Origin of the sequence: Phyllobacterium zundukense (genome assembly GCF_025452195.1) — a bacterium.
In the GTDB taxonomy this organism is placed as follows: Bacteria; Pseudomonadota; Alphaproteobacteria; order Rhizobiales; family Rhizobiaceae; genus Phyllobacterium; species Phyllobacterium zundukense_A.
In genome coordinates, this window is record NZ_CP104973.1 from 641,389 (window position 1) to 656,931 (window position 15,543).

At 56.5% G+C, this 15,543-nt stretch carries 16 protein-coding genes; 8 read left to right on the forward strand and 8 right to left on the reverse strand.

Annotation, left to right across the window (positions count from 1 at the left end):
• Positions 1–40 precede the first annotated feature (40 nt).
• From N8E88_RS15530 to N8E88_RS15540, 3 genes are read right to left on the reverse strand one after another with little or no spacing between them, the layout of a single operon-like run.
• On the reverse strand, positions 41–1,093 hold the full coding sequence (locus N8E88_RS15530; protein WP_262295492.1) for an ABC transporter permease: 1,053 nt from the start codon (positions 1,091–1,093) through the stop codon (positions 41–43).
• Between the two features lie 31 nt (positions 1,094–1,124).
• Positions 1,125–2,735, reverse strand: coding sequence for an ABC transporter substrate-binding protein (locus tag N8E88_RS15535; RefSeq protein ID WP_262294452.1), 1,611 nt, complete (start codon positions 2,733–2,735; stop codon positions 1,125–1,127).
• Positions 2,736–2,771: 36 nt separating this feature from the next.
• A complete protein-coding gene (locus tag N8E88_RS15540; protein WP_262294453.1) occupies positions 2,772–3,827 on the reverse strand; it encodes a dipeptidase in 1,056 nt (351 codons plus the stop codon).
• Between the two features lie 334 nt (positions 3,828–4,161).
• Here N8E88_RS15540 and N8E88_RS15545 point away from each other — a divergent pair, with 334 nt between their 5' ends.
• Both N8E88_RS15545 and N8E88_RS15550 read left to right on the forward strand, forming a co-directional pair.
• Entirely contained in the window at positions 4,162–4,410 is a 249-nt protein-coding gene (locus tag N8E88_RS15545) for a plasmid stabilization protein (RefSeq protein ID WP_262294454.1), read from the forward strand.
• A complete protein-coding gene (locus tag N8E88_RS15550; protein ID WP_262294455.1) occupies positions 4,407–4,820 on the forward strand; it encodes a type II toxin-antitoxin system VapC family toxin in 414 nt (137 codons plus the stop codon). Before N8E88_RS15545 ends, N8E88_RS15550 begins: the two co-directional genes overlap by 4 nt.
• Before the next feature lie 41 nt (positions 4,821–4,861).
• On the opposite strand, the gene gyrB is transcribed toward N8E88_RS15550, so the two are convergent.
• The 3 genes from gyrB to N8E88_RS15565 all read right to left on the reverse strand — a co-directional run bounded on the left by gyrB (position 4,862) and on the right by N8E88_RS15565 (position 8,966).
• Positions 4,862–7,303: a DNA topoisomerase (ATP-hydrolyzing) subunit B gene (gene gyrB / locus N8E88_RS15555; protein ID WP_262294456.1), complete on the reverse strand. Its 2,442-nt coding sequence runs from the start codon at positions 7,301–7,303 to the stop codon at positions 4,862–4,864.
• Between the two features lie 266 nt (positions 7,304–7,569).
• Entirely contained in the window at positions 7,570–8,016 is a 447-nt protein-coding gene (locus N8E88_RS15560; RefSeq protein ID WP_262294457.1) for a hypothetical protein, read from the reverse strand.
• Positions 8,013–8,966 carry a hypothetical protein gene (locus N8E88_RS15565; protein ID WP_262294458.1) on the reverse strand — a complete coding sequence of 318 codons (954 nt, stop codon included), beginning with the start codon at positions 8,964–8,966 and terminating at the stop codon, positions 8,013–8,015. The genes N8E88_RS15560 and N8E88_RS15565 overlap by 4 nt, the downstream gene beginning before the upstream one ends.
• A 224-nt stretch (positions 8,967–9,190) precedes the next feature.
• Here N8E88_RS15565 and N8E88_RS15570 point away from each other — a divergent pair, with 224 nt between their 5' ends.
• Positions 9,191–10,144 (forward strand): IS481 family transposase, encoded by a 954-nt coding sequence (locus N8E88_RS15570; RefSeq protein WP_262291788.1) that lies wholly within the window; start codon positions 9,191–9,193, stop codon positions 10,142–10,144.
• Here the strand turns inward: N8E88_RS15570 and N8E88_RS15575 are convergent.
• Positions 10,095–10,829: a S10 family serine carboxypeptidase-like protein gene (locus tag N8E88_RS15575; RefSeq protein WP_262294459.1), complete on the reverse strand. Its 735-nt coding sequence runs from the start codon at positions 10,827–10,829 to the stop codon at positions 10,095–10,097. The two genes, N8E88_RS15570 and N8E88_RS15575, sit on opposite strands and share 50 nt — an antisense overlap.
• Positions 10,830–11,052: 223 nt before the next feature.
• Here N8E88_RS15575 and N8E88_RS15580 point away from each other — a divergent pair, with 223 nt between their 5' ends.
• The 5 genes from N8E88_RS15580 to N8E88_RS15600 all read left to right on the forward strand — a co-directional run bounded on the left by N8E88_RS15580 (position 11,053) and on the right by N8E88_RS15600 (position 14,650).
• Positions 11,053–12,432, forward strand: coding sequence for a cytochrome P450 (locus tag N8E88_RS15580; protein WP_262294460.1), 1,380 nt, complete (start codon positions 11,053–11,055; stop codon positions 12,430–12,432).
• A 269-nt stretch (positions 12,433–12,701) separates the two neighbouring features.
• Positions 12,702–13,088, forward strand: a complete 387-nt coding sequence (locus N8E88_RS15585) for an MbcA/ParS/Xre antitoxin family protein (RefSeq protein WP_262294461.1) — start codon at positions 12,702–12,704, stop codon at positions 13,086–13,088.
• Positions 13,048–13,809, forward strand: coding sequence for an RES family NAD+ phosphorylase (locus N8E88_RS15590; protein WP_262294462.1), 762 nt, complete (start codon positions 13,048–13,050; stop codon positions 13,807–13,809). Before N8E88_RS15585 ends, N8E88_RS15590 begins: the two co-directional genes overlap by 41 nt.
• Positions 13,810–13,880: 71 nt before the next feature.
• Positions 13,881–14,204: an ArsR/SmtB family transcription factor gene (locus N8E88_RS15595; protein WP_262294463.1), complete on the forward strand. Its 324-nt coding sequence runs from the start codon at positions 13,881–13,883 to the stop codon at positions 14,202–14,204.
• Entirely contained in the window at positions 14,201–14,650 is a 450-nt protein-coding gene (locus tag N8E88_RS15600) for an SRPBCC family protein (RefSeq protein ID WP_262294464.1), read from the forward strand. Before N8E88_RS15595 ends, N8E88_RS15600 begins: the two co-directional genes overlap by 4 nt.
• A gap of 57 nt (positions 14,651–14,707) precedes the next feature.
• Here N8E88_RS15600 and fghA read toward each other — a convergent pair whose 3' ends face one another.
• On the reverse strand, positions 14,708–15,541 hold the full coding sequence (fghA, locus tag N8E88_RS15605) for an S-formylglutathione hydrolase (RefSeq protein WP_262294465.1): 834 nt from the start codon (positions 15,539–15,541) through the stop codon (positions 14,708–14,710).
• Positions 15,542–15,543: the final 2 nt, after the last annotated feature.

Here is a 15,543-nt window from a genome sequence, read left to right on the forward strand (position 1 = left end):
CACAGGAAATTGACGTTTGCAGCCCGCTCTGGCAAATTTTTCATCGGGCGCGCGTCCGTGGGTCAAGCGCCCGGTATAGGAGATCGGACAAAAGGTTGATGGCGACGAACACTGTTCCAATGATGATCGTCCCTCCCAGCACAGCATTCATGTCGGCATTCTGCAGCGAATTGGTGATGTAGAGCCCCAGGCCCGGCCAGGAGAAGACTGTCTCGGTCAGCACCGAACCTTCAAGCAGCCCGGCATAGGACAGCGCGATCACGGTGACCAGCGGCACCGCGGCATTGCGCAGGGCATGGCCCCAGATGATGCGCGTTTCGGAAAGGCCCTTGGCCCGTGCGGCCACGATATATTCCTGTTCCAGCTCATTGAGCATGAAGCTGCGGGTCATGCGGCTGATATAGGCCAGCGAAAAATAACCGAGCAGCGAGGCGGGCAGAATGATGAAGCTGAAAATGTTGCGGAACGCCTCCCAGTTCTGCTGCAGAACGGCATCGAGCAGGTAGAAGCCGGTGATAGGCGTGAATGTGTATTCATAGACAACGTCGATGCGGCCCGGACCCGAAGTCCAGCCGAGCTTGGCGTAAAACACGACAAGACCGATCATTCCGAGCCAGAATATCGGGACGGAATAGCCGATGAGGCCGATAACGCGAACGATCTGGTCGATAATGCTGCCGCGTTTGACCGCCGCCAGAACCCCCAGCGGCACCCCAAAAACCGCGCCGATGAGCGTCCCGAATGTCGCGAGCTCCATCGTGGCGGGGAAGACGCGCCTTATATCCTGCATGACCGGGTTTGTAGTCAAAACCGAATTGCCGAAATTGCCTTCCAACACGCCCTTCAGATAAATGAAAAATTGCTTGTACAGTGGCAAGTTCAGTCCGAGCTCTTCACGCACCCGCTCAACCACGTGGGCGGGCGCCCGGTCGCCAACGATGGCAAGAGCCGGATCGATTGGAATGACACGTCCGATGAAGAACGTGACGGCGATCAAGCCCAAAAACGTGATGATACCGATCAGCACGAACCTGCCGGCGGCCCAAGCGAAGTTCGAAGCCCAGGCGCCCGAGCGCCTGGACTCCAATTGCATGTCGGGATTGGTCAACGGTGCGAACCCCGGATCACTTCGAGATATTGAAAACGTAGTTCGTGTCGAATGACGGTCCGAGCTTGAAGCCCTTGAGGTTCGAACGATAGCCCGCGACTTCGATCTGCTGGAAAATCATGATGAAGGGGCTCGTCGCGAGAACCTTCTTCTGCAGTTCCTGATACATCTGTGCTCGCTTGGCGCCATCGCGTTCGAGCAGAGCCGCCTTGGTTTCCTTGGTCAGTTCCGGCACATCCCAGGCGTTGCGCCATGCGAGTGTCTTGTTGGTGCCCTCATCGGAGTTGTTGGGGTTGTTGGTGAAGGTGTCCGCATTGGAGTGCGGGTCCCAATAATCTACGCCCCACTGGCCGATATACATATCATGGGTACGAGCCCGGTACTTGGTTAGCGTCTGCTTACCATCGCCCGGAATGATCTCCATCTTGACGCCGCCCTGAGCGAACGTCTGCTGAACGGATTCGGCGATGCCCGTCACCGGCTGGTTGTTGCGCACGTCCATGGTAACGGAGAAGCCATCCTTCAGGCCTGCCTTTTCGAGCAGCTCCTTGGCTTTGGCGACATCGAGCTTGTAGGGATTCTCGTCGAGCTCGCCGAGGACGCCCTTCGGCAGGAATGTCTGGTGGATTTCGCCAATGCCCTTGATCAGCTTCTCGCCAATAGCGTCGTAATCGACGAGATATTTCAGCGCCTCGCTCACGCCTGGCTTGGCAAGATCTGCGTTTTTCTGATTGAGGCTGATGTAGTAGACGGTGCCTTTTGGTGCGTTGGTGGTGGCGATGTCGCTGTTCTTGACTACCTGCTCCAGATCGTTGGGCTCGAGATTGCGGGCAATGTCGATATCGCCCTTCTCAAGCAGCAGGCGCTGCGCCGCGCTTTCCTTGACGTGCCGATAGATCACACGCATGAGAGGCGCCTTGGTGCCCCAGTAGTTGTCATTGCGTTCAAGCACGATGATTTCGTTGGCACGCCAGTCGCGAATCTTCATCGGACCGGAACCTGCATAGGCGGTCTTCAGCCAAGCCCAACCAAAATCATCATTGACGACATGTTCGGAAGTGAGCTTCTTGTCGACAACCGAAGCGACAGTCGCAGTGAGGCAATTCAGGACGAAGCTCGGTGCGTAGGGCTGATCGACCGTGAATACGAAGGTCGAAGGATCGGTTGCCTTGGCTTTTTCGGTGACATTGTCCGGCTTCAGGCCAAACTGGGTCAGGATGAACGCCGGGCTCTTGTCGAGCTTGACGGCGCGCTCGAACGACCAGGCGACATCATCGGCCGTGACCGGATTGCCCGATGCGAATTTCAGACCCTGCTTTAGTTTGAACGTATAGGTCAGGCCATCATCGGAAACCGTCCAGCTTTCGGCGACATCGGCAACGACCTTCGAAGGATCGTTGATATCGAGCCGAACCAGCTTGTCGTAAGTATTGCCGTTGATTTCACCGGTGGTGAGCTCGAAAGCTTCAGCGGGATCGAGCGTTATCACGTCATCGATGGCGAAAGCTTCGACCAGGGTATCGGCTGGGGTCTCGGCCCATGCCGATACGCCGGAAAGCAACATCGCGGACAGCGCCGCGCTGCCGAGCAGAAGTCGGAATTTCGGGTTTATCTGGTTCATCAACATTGTTCTGGTTCCCTGTTTATGAGCAATTTGATTTTTTTAGTTTTCTTCGTGCCAGGCCGAGCGTAGTACCCGCAGCCAGTTTTCGCGGCAGATCTTTGCCAGGTCGTCTCCGGAATATCCGGCGTCGCGCAGCGCCGCGACGAGATTTTGATTGCCGCTCGCATCGGCGATCTCGCCGGGGATTTTAGCACCGTCGAAATCAGAACCAAGTGCCACGCAATCGATACCCATGCGGTTGACCATGTAGTCGATGTGACGGACCATGTCGGTCAGGGGCGTATCGGCATTCTCACGCGCGTCGGGGCGCAGCATTGCCACCGCATAATTGAGCCCGACGAGCCCCCGGCTTTCTCGTATGGCATCAAGCTGCTTGTCGGTCAGATTGCGCGCGACAGGCGTTAGCGCGTGCACATTGGAATGACTGGCGACAAGCGGCTGATCGCTGATCCGCGCCACGTCCCAGAAACCCTTTTCGGTGATGTGCGCGAGATCGATGAGGATGCCGAGACGATTGCTGGCCTTGACCAGTTCTTCGCCGATCGCGGTGAGTCCGGGTCCCGTATCCGGGCTCATCGGATAGGCGAAGGGCACACCGTGCGCGAAGATATTGTTGCGGCTCCAAACTGGACCGAGCGAACGCAAGCCGGCGGCGTAGAATACATCGAGCGCGGCAAGATCGGCACCAATCGCCTCGCAGCCCTCCATATGGAGCACCGCGGCGAACATATCGTGTTGCATGCACTCGGTAATCTCGGCCGTGCTGCGGCACAATTTCCAGCCGCCGAACCGCTGGAGCTTCAGCGCGATCGAGGCCATTTCGAGCGCAATGTCGAGGGAGGGAGAACGCTCCAGCGGCGCTGCGAGCGGCGTCGAATAATGGCCATTGGCGTCTGGCGCTTTGAAGGCAAGATCACCGGATGGAACGTAAATCGCGCAGAGCCCGCCGATCAGTCCGCCCTTTAGCGCCCTGATCTTGTCGATGTGCCCGGAGGTGGTGCCTTCGATGAACTCCTGAACCGGATCGGCGCCGTCTCTCCAATGTTTCCACAACCGGTAAAGCACATCGTTGTGACCATCGAAGACAGGCTGCATTTCAATTCCCGATCAGATTGACTTGAAAAAAGGCCATATGTTCGCCGGGTAATCTTTTGTAGACCCCTCGGCGCCCATCGCCCTTTTTCGACAAAAGATCATGATGCCCGCGAACAGGCAAGAGAGTTGTTGTACAAAAGTATAAAAAGCCGCTCACGGGTCCAACGCCAAACAGGCGGTGACCTGCAGGTCGTAGTGCGCCTGCGTCGACGACGAAAGGATGTTGCAGGGAGAGGAGCCAATGCGACATGGCAAATTTGGGCTGCCAAGGTGGGTAGCCATCTTGATGGCAGCGCCCATATGACCTATATTCTTCCCAACATGGAGTATCCGGATGGCCGAACCTCAATTGTCTGTGCGCAGCGCTAGAGCACGCGATTTGGCACATCGCCTGGCGAGCCGTGAAAACAGATCAATCGCCGAAATTGTTGAGCGGGCTCTTGAGTCCTATGAAATTCGCGAAACCGGCCGGGAGCCAGCGTCGACATTCTACAGCCGCCTGTCAAAAGATGCCGGTACAGATATCGATCTGGAGGCGGTCATCAGACAAGGACGTCGTGGCCATCCGGGTCCTGAGCTTTGATATTTCTAGACACCAATGTTCTTTCCGAAACCTTACGCAAGACGCCAAGCGAGGCTGTCATCTCTTGGCTCGTCCGGCATGATTCAGAACTGGCTTTACCGACTGTAACCATCGCAGAAATTGCGTTTGGCATTCAGAAAATATTGCCTGACCAGCGCGCCCTTCGCCTGGAGCGGGGTCTCTCGGACTGGCGTCGACGTTTCGCTGACCGCATATTTGGTTTAACCGAAGGGGCGGCGATGGCTTACGGAGAGATTATGGGAACTGCCGCACGGCAAGGATCAATAATGTCGGCTCCTGATGGCATGATCGCAGCCATTGTTCGGGTAAATGGCGGCCGTTTGGCCACCCGGAATGTCGCCGATTTCAGCACAACTGGCCTCGACCTCATCTCTCCTTGGGAAAGATGAGGCGATTACCTCTTGAGGCTATCTCGAACTTATGATGCCGCTTAAACGTCGAGATTGGCCACGCTCAGTGCATTATCCTGAATGAATTCACGCCGAGGCTCGACATCGTCGCCCATCAACCTTGAGAACAGGCTGTCGGCGTCCGTGGCGTCGTTGACCTTCACCTGCAGCAATGAGCGCGCATTGGGATCCAGCGTCGTTTCCCAGAGCTGATCGGCATTCATCTCGCCGAGACCCTTGTAGCGCTGCAACGAGAGGCCCTTGCGCCCGGCGGCAAATACAGCCTCCAGCAGGGCAATCGGTCCTGCGACGGAATCGGATTTGTCCTTGCGGCGCAGGACAGGCGGCTTGGAATAGATGTCATGCAGACGCGCCGAATAGCGGTCAAGCTGGCGTGCATCGGCGGAACCGATCAGCGCCATGTCGAGCGTGACCGTTTCCTTGACGCCGCGGAGCGAACGCTCGAAGACATAGCCGTCGACACCGTCATCCGGCGTCGCCAGACGGCCGCTCCAGCCCTTTTCGGTCTCCTCCGCGATGAGATCGAGGCGCCCGGCGACCTCGGTCACCAGCGCCTGGGCTCTCGCCGTGTCGGAAATGGCCTCCGGATTGAGCGCCCCGGCGATCGTCGCCTGTTCAACGACCGCGCGGTCATAACGGGTGTTCAAACCCTGCAGCAGATGACGAACGGCGAGCGCGTCGGTGATGACGGAGCGCAGGTCGGGACCGGTGCGAACCTCACCGGAGTCGAGCTCCAGCGCGGCTTCTTCCAGCCCGGAATCTATCAGAAACTCCTCATAGGCGACTTCGTTCTTGATGTACTGCGAGGATTTTCCGCGCGAAACCTTATAGAGTGGCGGCTGCGCAATATAGATATGGCCGCGCTCGATCAGCTCAGGCATCTGGCGGAAGAAGAACGTCAAGAGCAATGTACGAATATGCGCGCCGTCCACGTCAGCGTCGGTCATGATGATGATCTTGTGATAGCGCAGCTTGTCCGGATTGAACTCATCCTTGCCGATGCTGGTACCAAGCGCCAAAATCAACGTGCCAATCTGGTCGGATGACAACATGCGGTCGAGCTTGACGCGTTCGACATTGAGAATCTTGCCGCGCAGCGGCAGGATCGCCTGGTTCTGGCGCGAACGCCCACCCTTGGCGGAGCCACCGGCGCTGTCACCCTCGACGATGAAGATTTCCGATTTGGCCGGATCTTTTTCCTGGCAATCGGCAAGCTTGCCTGGCAGCGAGCTGATGCTCAGCGAATTCTTGCGGGTGATGTCGCGCGCCTTGCGGGCAGCCTCGCGAGCGGAGGCAGCCTGGATGACCTTGTCGACGAGCACCTTGCCTTCGGTCGGATGTTCTTCGAGCCAAGTCGAAAGCGCCTCGTTGACGAGGCTTTCCACGACCGCGCGCACTTCGGACGAAACGAGCTTGTCCTTGGTCTGCGAGGAAAATTTCGGATCCGGAACCTTGACAGAGAGAACTGCGGTCAACCCCTCGCGGCAGTCATCGCCGGTGAGTGTGACCTTGGCCTTCTTGGCCTGACCGGTGTTTTCCGCATAGCCGGTCATCTGGCGTGTCAAGGCACCCCGGAACCCGGCGAGGTGTGTGCCGCCATCGCGCTGCGGAATGTTATTGGTGAAGCAAAGAACATTCTCGTGGTAGCTGTCATTCCACCACATGGCGACTTCCACCACCGTATCGTCGCGCTCGCCGCGAATATAGATCGGCTCGGTGACCAGCTCTTTCTTGCTGCGGTCGAGATACTTGACGTATGCAGTCAGCCCGCCCTCGTAGAACAGCTCGAGATCGACCGGATCGGCATGCCTGCGATCGGAGAGCAGGATGCGTACACCCGAATTCAGGAAAGCGAGTTCGCGCAGCCGGTGTTCGAGTGTCTTGAAATCGAACTCCACCATCGTGAATGTGTCGGTCGATGGCAGGAACGAAACTTCTGTTCCGGTCAGCCCATCGGAATCACCAGTCTCCGTCAATGGCGCATCGGCGACGCCATGGGTGAAGCTCATCTCGTAGATTTTGCCTTGGCGGCGAATCTTCAATCTCAGCCAGACAGACAGCGCATTGACGACGGAAACGCCAACGCCATGCAGACCACCGGAAACCTTGTAGGAGTTCTGGTCGAACTTACCGCCGGCATGCAGCTGCGTCATGATGACTTCCGCCGCGGAAACGCCTTCCGAGTGCATATCGGTCGGGATACCGCGGCCGTTGTCGGTCACCGTGCAGGATCCGTCGGGATTGAGTGTCACGGTGACGCGCGTCGCGTGGCCCGCCAGCGCTTCATCGATGGCATTGTCGACGACTTCGTAGACCATGTGGTGAAGGCCGGATCCGTCATCCGTATCACCGATATACATTCCAGGGCGTTTGCGTACAGCATCCAACCCCTTGAGGACTTTAATGGACTCCGCACCGTATTCCGGCGAGGCTTCGACTGTCATCTCGGGTGTATCACTCATATAAAATTCAATCTTTTCTAGGCGACCTGAAACGGTGCGTCCGTCCTTATATCATAGCCCGGGCGAATCATGCCCGGTTCCAGTGTTAGATATAGTGTTTTATGTGATTTTTTCCAATTCGCGCCACCCGTTCATCCACGGATGATAGCCATTTGCGCCAGCACTATGGATAATCTGTGTCCTTCGCCGACGTTCAGCCAGCGTGGATGCAAGAACGCTCGCATTTGAGCGCTCTTGCATTTGCTTTGATCCGACCATGCGGAACCCTATTCAATGATCTGGATATCCGTGGTCACAGGGCTTCCAGTACCAGATGACCGTTCAATAGGAGACTGCGCGTCGAGGAAGCCCTTCACCTCGCTGTAGGTGAGGCTGCCGTCACGGTTATTGTCGATTTCGGCAAAACTATCGATGAAATAGCCAATACCCGCCTTATCTGCGGACGTAAGGGTTACAAGATGCGTCGCAGGATCGGCTGCCCGGTTGAAAAGCCCGCGAATACGGTCGTCGACACGGTTGAGCATTGTTTCCGGGGTGATGGGTACCGAAGTCTTCTTTGCTGACCGTTCGGACGGAGTAAAAATTTGCCCCATAGATGCCGGCCCATCTCTTTGCGGTCTCGTCAGCGTAATGGCATCATTTGCGCTTGAAGATCCCGCATGCGAAACAACAGCAAGTAAGGTCGTCACTATCAAAAAACGAAATTTGCTCATGGCTTTACCTCCTCTGGAACAGGAGAATTGAACGCTGCAATTATGTTTGCTGGCGGCTGATCATATAGCGCTTTGAGTTCGCCAAGAACCTTATCGTAATCATCGGTGCTATACGGACCAACTCCGTGCCCGCCCCCATAGGTTTTAACCGGAATACTTGCCGACAATCCAGCATTCTTGATATTGATCTCTGATTGATGGAACGGGGTATTGAGGTCATAATACCCGTGTTGAATAAGAACCTTAAGCTCCTTGTTGAGTGTCATGCTATACGCCAGATCGGGAATGGTGGTCCGCCACCGATCCTCGCTTAGAGACAGTCCCGATTTGGGTTCATAATCCCACACGTCGATGATTTTTCCATTGTAGCCAACATATGTCGATTGAGCTTTATAACCAATGAAATCCGCTTGGTAGCGTTTAACATATTCATAATTGATATCGGTGCGGTCAAGGGCGGGATCGACTGTTTGCCTGGGAAGGAATTTCCGTCCATCGCCGATCTCAAGCTTGCCTTGAGCAGGAGCAAACTTCTCAGCGAACTCACTGCTGTCCATATTCGGGTTGGCGATCCAGGGATTGTCTGCAGCACTATCGCCCGGTTGAAGGGTTTTGCCTATTCCCGTCAGTTGATAGAGTTTGTTGAGAAAATCTGCTGCTTCGGGTTTTTGGAGATAGGCAGTCCATTTGGACCGGTCAGGAGTCTTTTGCACGACACCGCTGAATACGCTGGTGTAAAGATCATTAAAAGTGGCTGCAAATGCACGGACATTTGTCAAAAATGCCGTTACGCCAAATCCCGGACTCTCAAGCGATTTATCATGAAAAGCCTTAACCATAGTATAGGTAGGCAAAGCGCCGCCGCAAGAGACATAGAAGCCATAGCAGTCGGTTTTCTCATCTAATATGGGTGAGTTAAGGATGATACCGTTCAGAGCATTTGCGGGCATATCGCCCGGATGTGAACCGTGCCGACGGGTTCCACTTTCGATCAGAAATCGTGCGATGATGGGAGCGCGAAAACCGCCATAGGATACGCCATAAATATATTTCGGTGAGCTTTGGCGGTTATAAATATCGAGATAGCTAGTTGTGAGCTTTCAATAGGTTGTCCATCCGGTCCAAACCGGGGAGACTGAGGTTGTCGAAGCTTCAGTGACTCTTGGAGGACCGGATGAACATCCACAAGAATGCCCGTCTTACGCGGTATGGTCGAGAGCGAATTGTGAGCCAGGTCGAGGGCGGGCAGACGCCGCAGGCCGTTGCCGAAGCCGCAGGCGTGTGCCCGCGGACGGTGCGCAAATGGGTCGATCGGTATCGCCGCGAGGGCTTGAGCGGACTGGAGGATCGTTCGTCGCGACCACATCGCTTGCGCCGGCCGACCCCTGAAGCCATTGTCGGGACGATTGAGCGGTTACGCCGCCAGCGTTGGACAGGCAAGCAGATCGCTGCCGAGGTCGGCGTCTCGCCGGCAACTGTCAGCCGTGTTCTGCGCCGGTTGGGCCTCAACAAACTGAGCGCCCTGGATCCCGAACCCGTGCGCCGCTATGAACGGGAACATCCGGGCGAACTCATTCATCTCGACATTAAGAAGCTTGGCCGTATTGGCTCGGTGGGACACCGCATCACCGGACGGCAAACGGGCGTTGTCAACCGCCATCTGGGCATCGGCTGGGAGTTCGTCCACGTCTGCATTGATGACGCTTCGCGGGTCGCTTTTGTGCAGGTCATGCCAGATGAGCGCAAAGAGAGCGCCGTTGCCTTCCTGGAGGCTGCCGTCGCCTACTATGCGAAGCTGGGTATCTGTATCGAGCGCGTGATGACCGACAACGGGTCATGCTACCGGTCAAAGGCTTTCCGCACAGCCTGCAAACGTCTGGGCTTGCGTCAAGTCTTCACAAGACCATACACGCCTAAGACCAATGGTAAGGCCGAACGCTTCATTCAGACGAGCCTACGCGAATGGGCTTACGCTCGTGCTTACAACAACTCTCAAGAACGCACGGAGGAGCTGCCGCACTGGCTTCATCGCTACAATTGGCACAGGCCGCACGGCAGTTTAGGATCAAAACCACCTATCAGCCGTCTCGGCCTGGATCGGGACAACCTGTTGAGGTTCCACAGCTAGTTATAAAATTGTACAGAACCTTGGCATCATTATCTACGCCCCAAAAGTCCTTATTTTTACTGGGCGAGATCGCCACAGAGTATCCGGTTCCAATCGGGTCAACAAAAACGAGATCCGTTTTATCGAGCAGGGTATTGGGGTTATCCTTAAGCTGTAAGCTTTTTGTTGCTGATGACGCATCTTCGTCAAAGTCCTTTGGTCCAAGAAAACCGAGATCAAGACCCGCAGAGGCCCCGCCAGGCCCACCGTTAAAAATGAATGTAACAGGCCGCGTCTCACGCGGCAGATCGTTTCGCGTATATGCAGTATAGAAGATGGCTGATCCCACAACATGGCCAGTGGCAGAAATACTACTATCGCTTCCGACAATCAGATGCCCGGCGGTTGCAGTGAATGGGAGGGTAGCCCCCTTCAAGGTGATGGTCTGCTCCTTGAAGGATCGCTGGGCGGCGTTTTCCAATGCATCTGTCAGATAGCTGAATGAATTATTGGGCCCATAGCTGAGGGAATCATTGGCCCCATAGCTGAGAATGGTGTTTCTGAGATCAGGGGCCGTATGGTGATCCGGCGAGACCGACGCTGAGTCAGGCGTCTCGAACGTAGAGGTCGTTTCTTGCGAATCGCCCCCGCCGCTGCATGACGCGAGAAAAACCACTGGCAGCAGCCAGTAAAGGCGAAAAAACATGGTGAATTGGTCTCCCGGTATAAATTCGTTATGAAATCAAAAACTGGAAACAATTTTCTATAATCAGTGTCGGCGGAAATTATTGGGGCGTAGAACGCAGCACGAACAAATCCCATCCAATTGATCGCGTCAAGGGGATACGACCGCCATTTGGCTAAAGTATTAGAGCCAATTTGGTAGACATCGGATAGTATCAACCCCACATTGGAGCAACGGAGCTCCAATGGATACGATACCGACCGCTTTTGTCCCGCCTGCGCCAGTACCCCGTACCGGTCCGGTCGGCACATTGCAGCTTATCCGCACCATTTATCGCAATCCGCTGGAGCTGTGGGGCGAGCCTTCGTATAATGAACCCTGGGTTTCCATCGACTGGTCCTTCGCCCATACGATCATCGCCAATGATCCCGGGCTGATCCGCCATGTACTCGTCGACAATGCGAAGAACTACAAGATGGCGGCGGTACGCCAGCGCATCCTTCGCCCTATTCTGCGCGATGGATTGCTGACGGCGGAAGGCGATGTGTGGAAGCGTTCGCGCAAGGCGATGGCGCCGGTTTTCACACCGCGACACATCGATGGCTTCGCGGAAAGCATGAAGCGGACTACCGACGTTTTCGCTGATCGCTACGACGGTCTGACCGGCACGACCGATGTATCGCGCGACATGACCATGCTCACCTATGACATTCTTGCGGACACCTTGTTTTCCGGAGAAATCGCCGGTGATCCGGACCAGTTTTCCCATGAGGTCGACCGCCTGTTCGAAACCATGGGCCGTGTCGATCCCCTCGACCTTCTCGGAGCACCTGCATGGCTGCCGCGCTTCACCCAGATCCGTGGACGCCGCGCTCTCGCCTTCTTCCGCCAGATCGTCGCCAACACGATGGAGATGCGCAAAGCCCGAATGGCAAAGGAAGGTGACAAGGTCCCGAATGATTTCCTCACCCTTCTGCTAAAGGCCGAGGGCCCGCAGGGGCTTTCGCGCGCCGAGATCGAGGACAATATCATCACCTTCATCGGCGCGGGCCACGAAACCACGGCGCGTGCACTCGGGTGGACACTGTATTTGTTGGCAAAGGCGCCATGGGAACGCGATCTGGTCGAGCATGAGATCGATACCTTCATGGGTCAGCGCGAGGTCCCGCCGCCGCATCAATGGCTGGACGCCCTGCCCTTCACCCGCTCGGCATTCGAGGAGGCCATGCGGCTTTATCCACCCGCGCCGTCGATCAATCGCGAACCGATCGAGGACGATCAGTACAAGGATTTGAAGCTTCCAAAGGGCGCGGCGGTTCTGGTCATGCCGTGGACTGTGCATCGCCACCGGCTTTATTGGGAAAATCCCGAAGCTTTCATGCCGTCGCGCTTTCATCCGGAAAATCGCGACAAGATTGATCGGTTCCAATATCTGCCATTCGGAGCCGGGCCGCGTGTCTGCATCGGCGCAAGCTTTGCCCTGCAGGAGGCCATCATCGCTTTGGCGACCCTGCTCCATCGTTATCGCTTCGATATGGCTGCGGATGTAAAGCCATGGCCCGTGCAGAAACTGACGACACAACCGGACGGCGGATTGCCGATGAGCGTTACGTCGCGGAGGTAGTGCCCGCGAGGTTGATGCCGATTATCTCTCCCCTTGTGGGAGAGAAAGTGATTTCAGCATCTTAGCCCTTGCTAAGTGCTAGAGATCACCAGAGAGGGGATTTGCAATCGTCGTACTACCCCCTCTCTTGGATTTTCCAAGGATTTAGCAAAGAGGCTAAACCCAGGAAAATCCGTTCTCTCCCACAAGGGGAGAGATAACCGGCGGCGCACTACCCTTGATTTCACCAGAAATTTAATATATATTTATTTCCAGTGAAAGGAACTCGCATGCGAACCAGCGCGCAACATATTGAAGACACCCCAAGCAAGACCGCCGTTGTGTCCAAGGCGCTGCTGCGTTCCGCTGAATTGCTCGGGTTGACCGCCAGGGAGCTGTCAACCGTCGTCGGTCTGTCCGAACCCAGCATTTCCCGGCTCAAGCGCAACGAAGGAACTGCCGGCCCGCTCACCGGCAAGAGCTACGAACTCGCACTCCTGTTCATCCGCCTCTACCGCTCGCTCGATGCCATTGTCGGCGGCGACGATACCGTAGCGCGGCAGTGGATGCGCACTGACAACACCATGCTCGGCGGCAAGCCGCTCAACCGGATCAAAACCATTGACGGTCTCGCCCATGTCCTCGCCTATCTGGACGCCCGACGCGCTCCGATCTGAATCGCGATCACTGCATGGCGCATGCTGGCGTCTGGTTGAAGCGCAGCACCGCGTTTCCACCATGAAGCTGGTCGATACGCTCGATGAGCAGGCTCTGCTTGAAGACGAGCTGGAAGCCACCAAGCCGCCGCTTCCGCCGGCCTGCGTGCATCTCGATTACCTGCTGGCAACGCCATTTCGCTATGGCCGCTATCCCGGCAGTTCGCGCTTTCGACGTGAAGGTTATTCGCCCGGCGTCTTCTACGCCAGCGAGAAAATCGAGACAGCCGTCGCGGAAACCGCCTTCTACCGGCTGCTGTTCTTTGCCGAAAGTCCGGCTACACCCTGGCCGCGCAACGCGCTGGAGTTCACCGCATTCGAAGCGCGCTATGCCACCACCAGCGCAATCGATCTGACTGCCGTGCCCTTCATCGAGCAGGCGCTGCGTTGGACGCATCTGACTGATTATTCCGCCTGCCTCGATCTTGCCGACAAGGCGCATGAGGCGGGTATAGACCTCATCCGCTACCAATCCGTGCGCGATCCACTCGGAGGGATCAACCTTGCGCTGCTTTCATGCGGCTGCTTTGCCCTGCCGAACCCCGTTCGCATGACGACCTGGCGGCTGCATTTCTCCAGCCACGGCGTCAACGCCATCTGCGACTATCCCGAACGCAGGCTTGGGTTGAGCCGGGAGATTTTTGCCAAGGACCCGCGACTGGCAGAAAAGGGCAGATCATAATTTCATTTTTGGCTTGACAGATTCATAACTGTAGAGCTATGGATTAATTCATAACTCACGGGTTATCAATTATGCACGCAACAGCCGATACTATTTTCCGCACTCTCGCCGATCCGACACGCCGCGCGATTTTTGAACAGCTGATGCGGCATGGCGAGCAGAACGTGCGGGGATTGACGGAATATTCCGGCATCTCGCAGCCTGCCGTTTCCAAGCATCTAGGCGTGCTCAAGCTTGCCGGCCTGGTGCGGGATAGGCCGGACGGGCGCCAAACCCACTATAGCGCGGAACCACAAGGTCTCGCGCCGCTGATCGACTGGATGGGCCTCTACGGCGCGTTCTGGCGTGAGCGGTTCGATCGTCTCGAAGATTTGTTAAACAGGATGGACCAATGACACAACATGCTACAGCTACAGCCACGCGTTCCCTCATCGTCGAACGGGAAATGCCGCACGCGCCGGAAAAGGTCTGGCGTGCACTCACCCAGGGCCCGCTCATCGCTGACTGGCTCATGAGCAACGACTTCCAGCCTGTCGTCGGTCACCGGTTCAACTTCCGCGCCCCGCCCATGCCGAACTGGAACGGCGTCACCGACTGCGAGGTCCTGGTGGTAGAACCGCAAGAGCGCCTTGCCTATAGCTGGAGTTCCTCGGGCGATGAAGCGGCAAATGGCGTCAAGACCATCGTTACATTCACGCTAACCCCGGTGAAAGACGGCACCTTTCTGCGCATGGAGCAATCCGGCTTCGGTCAAAACGACGATGCCAATTATCGCGGCGCGCAATATGGCTGGCAGAAATTCATCGGACAGCTTGAGCACGTGGTTGATAAACTCGCCTGATATCCAACAGCGCAAAAGCTGCGACCATCTCAAACCGATGAGATGGTCGCTGGACGTTTAAGACAGTCTATCAGCGTGCCAGGCGATATGATCGGCCATGAAGGTCGAGATAAAGAAATATGAGTGATCATAGCCGTCGCGCACGTTGAGCGTCAGCGGGATGCCGGCTTTGGCACAGGCCTCTTGCAACAGCCAGGGCCGAAGCCCGTCATCAAGAAAGCCGTCGGCCTTGCCTTGGTCGACCAGCAGTTCGGGCACACGGTGGCCGTCCTCGATCAGCGCCACGCTGTCATAGGCGCGCCATGCCGCTTCATCGTTGCCGAGATATTTCTCGAAGGCCGGGCGTGACCAGCCCGCGACCATCGGCCGGGCGATCGGCGCCAAGGCGGACACCGACCTGAAGCGTTCCGGATTTTTCAAGGCCAGGGTGATGGCGCCGTGCCCGCCCATGGAGTGGCCAAAAATGCTCTGGCGCGTCACGTCGATCGGAAACTGCGCGGCAACCAGTTCAGGAAGTTCATAGGCGATATAGCTCGCCATACGATAGTTCGTCGACCAAGGTTCCTGAGTGGCATCCAGATAGAAACCGGCACCGCTGCCGAACTGCCAATTGTCCTTTTCGTCGGGGACATTTTCGCCGCGCGGGCTGGTATCCGGGCAGATGATGGCAATGCCAAGCTCGGCCGCCACACGGCGGTATTCACCCTTGTCCATGACATTTTGATGGGTACAGGTCAGGCCTGACAGGTACCAGAGCAGCGGTACCGGATGCTCCTTTGCCTGCGGCGGCAGGAAAACCGCAAAGGTCATGTCGCATTGGCAGACGTCGCTGCGATGGCGATAAACGCCTTGCATTCCTTCGAAACTCTTGGCGATCGATAGCGTTTCCATGG

Excerpts from the sequence above, each read along its gene's own strand:
- N8E88_RS15600 (WP_262294464.1), top strand. The coding sequence starts at position 14,201 with ATGACACAACATGCTACAGCTACAGCCACGCGTTCCCTCATCGTCGAA.
- N8E88_RS15540 (WP_262294453.1), bottom strand. The coding sequence starts at position 3,827 with ATGCAGCCTGTCTTCGATGGTCACAACGATGTGCTTTACCGGTTGTGG.
- gyrB (WP_262294456.1), bottom strand. The coding sequence starts at position 7,303 with ATGAGTGATACACCCGAGATGACAGTCGAAGCCTCGCCGGAATACGGT.
- N8E88_RS15580 (WP_262294460.1), top strand. The coding sequence starts at position 11,053 with ATGGATACGATACCGACCGCTTTTGTCCCGCCTGCGCCAGTACCCCGT.
- N8E88_RS15530 (WP_262295492.1), bottom strand. The coding sequence starts at position 1,093 with ATGCAATTGGAGTCCAGGCGCTCGGGCGCCTGGGCTTCGAACTTCGCT.
- N8E88_RS15590 (WP_262294462.1), top strand. The coding sequence starts at position 13,048 with ATGTCCTCGCCTATCTGGACGCCCGACGCGCTCCGATCTGAATCGCGA.
- fghA (WP_262294465.1), bottom strand. The coding sequence starts at position 15,541 with ATGGAAACGCTATCGATCGCCAAGAGTTTCGAAGGAATGCAAGGCGTT.
- N8E88_RS15585 (WP_262294461.1), top strand. The coding sequence starts at position 12,702 with ATGCGAACCAGCGCGCAACATATTGAAGACACCCCAAGCAAGACCGCC.
- N8E88_RS15560 (WP_262294457.1), bottom strand. The coding sequence starts at position 8,016 with ATGAGCAAATTTCGTTTTTTGATAGTGACGACCTTACTTGCTGTTGTT.
- N8E88_RS15565 (WP_262294458.1), bottom strand. The coding sequence starts at position 8,966 with ATGCCCGCAAATGCTCTGAACGGTATCATCCTTAACTCACCCATATTA.
- N8E88_RS15575 (WP_262294459.1), bottom strand. The coding sequence starts at position 10,829 with ATGTTTTTTCGCCTTTACTGGCTGCTGCCAGTGGTTTTTCTCGCGTCA.
- N8E88_RS15545 (WP_262294454.1), top strand. The coding sequence starts at position 4,162 with ATGGCCGAACCTCAATTGTCTGTGCGCAGCGCTAGAGCACGCGATTTG.
- N8E88_RS15570 (WP_262291788.1), top strand. The coding sequence starts at position 9,191 with ATGAACATCCACAAGAATGCCCGTCTTACGCGGTATGGTCGAGAGCGA.
- N8E88_RS15595 (WP_262294463.1), top strand. The coding sequence starts at position 13,881 with ATGCACGCAACAGCCGATACTATTTTCCGCACTCTCGCCGATCCGACA.
- N8E88_RS15535 (WP_262294452.1), bottom strand. The coding sequence starts at position 2,735 with ATGTTGATGAACCAGATAAACCCGAAATTCCGACTTCTGCTCGGCAGC.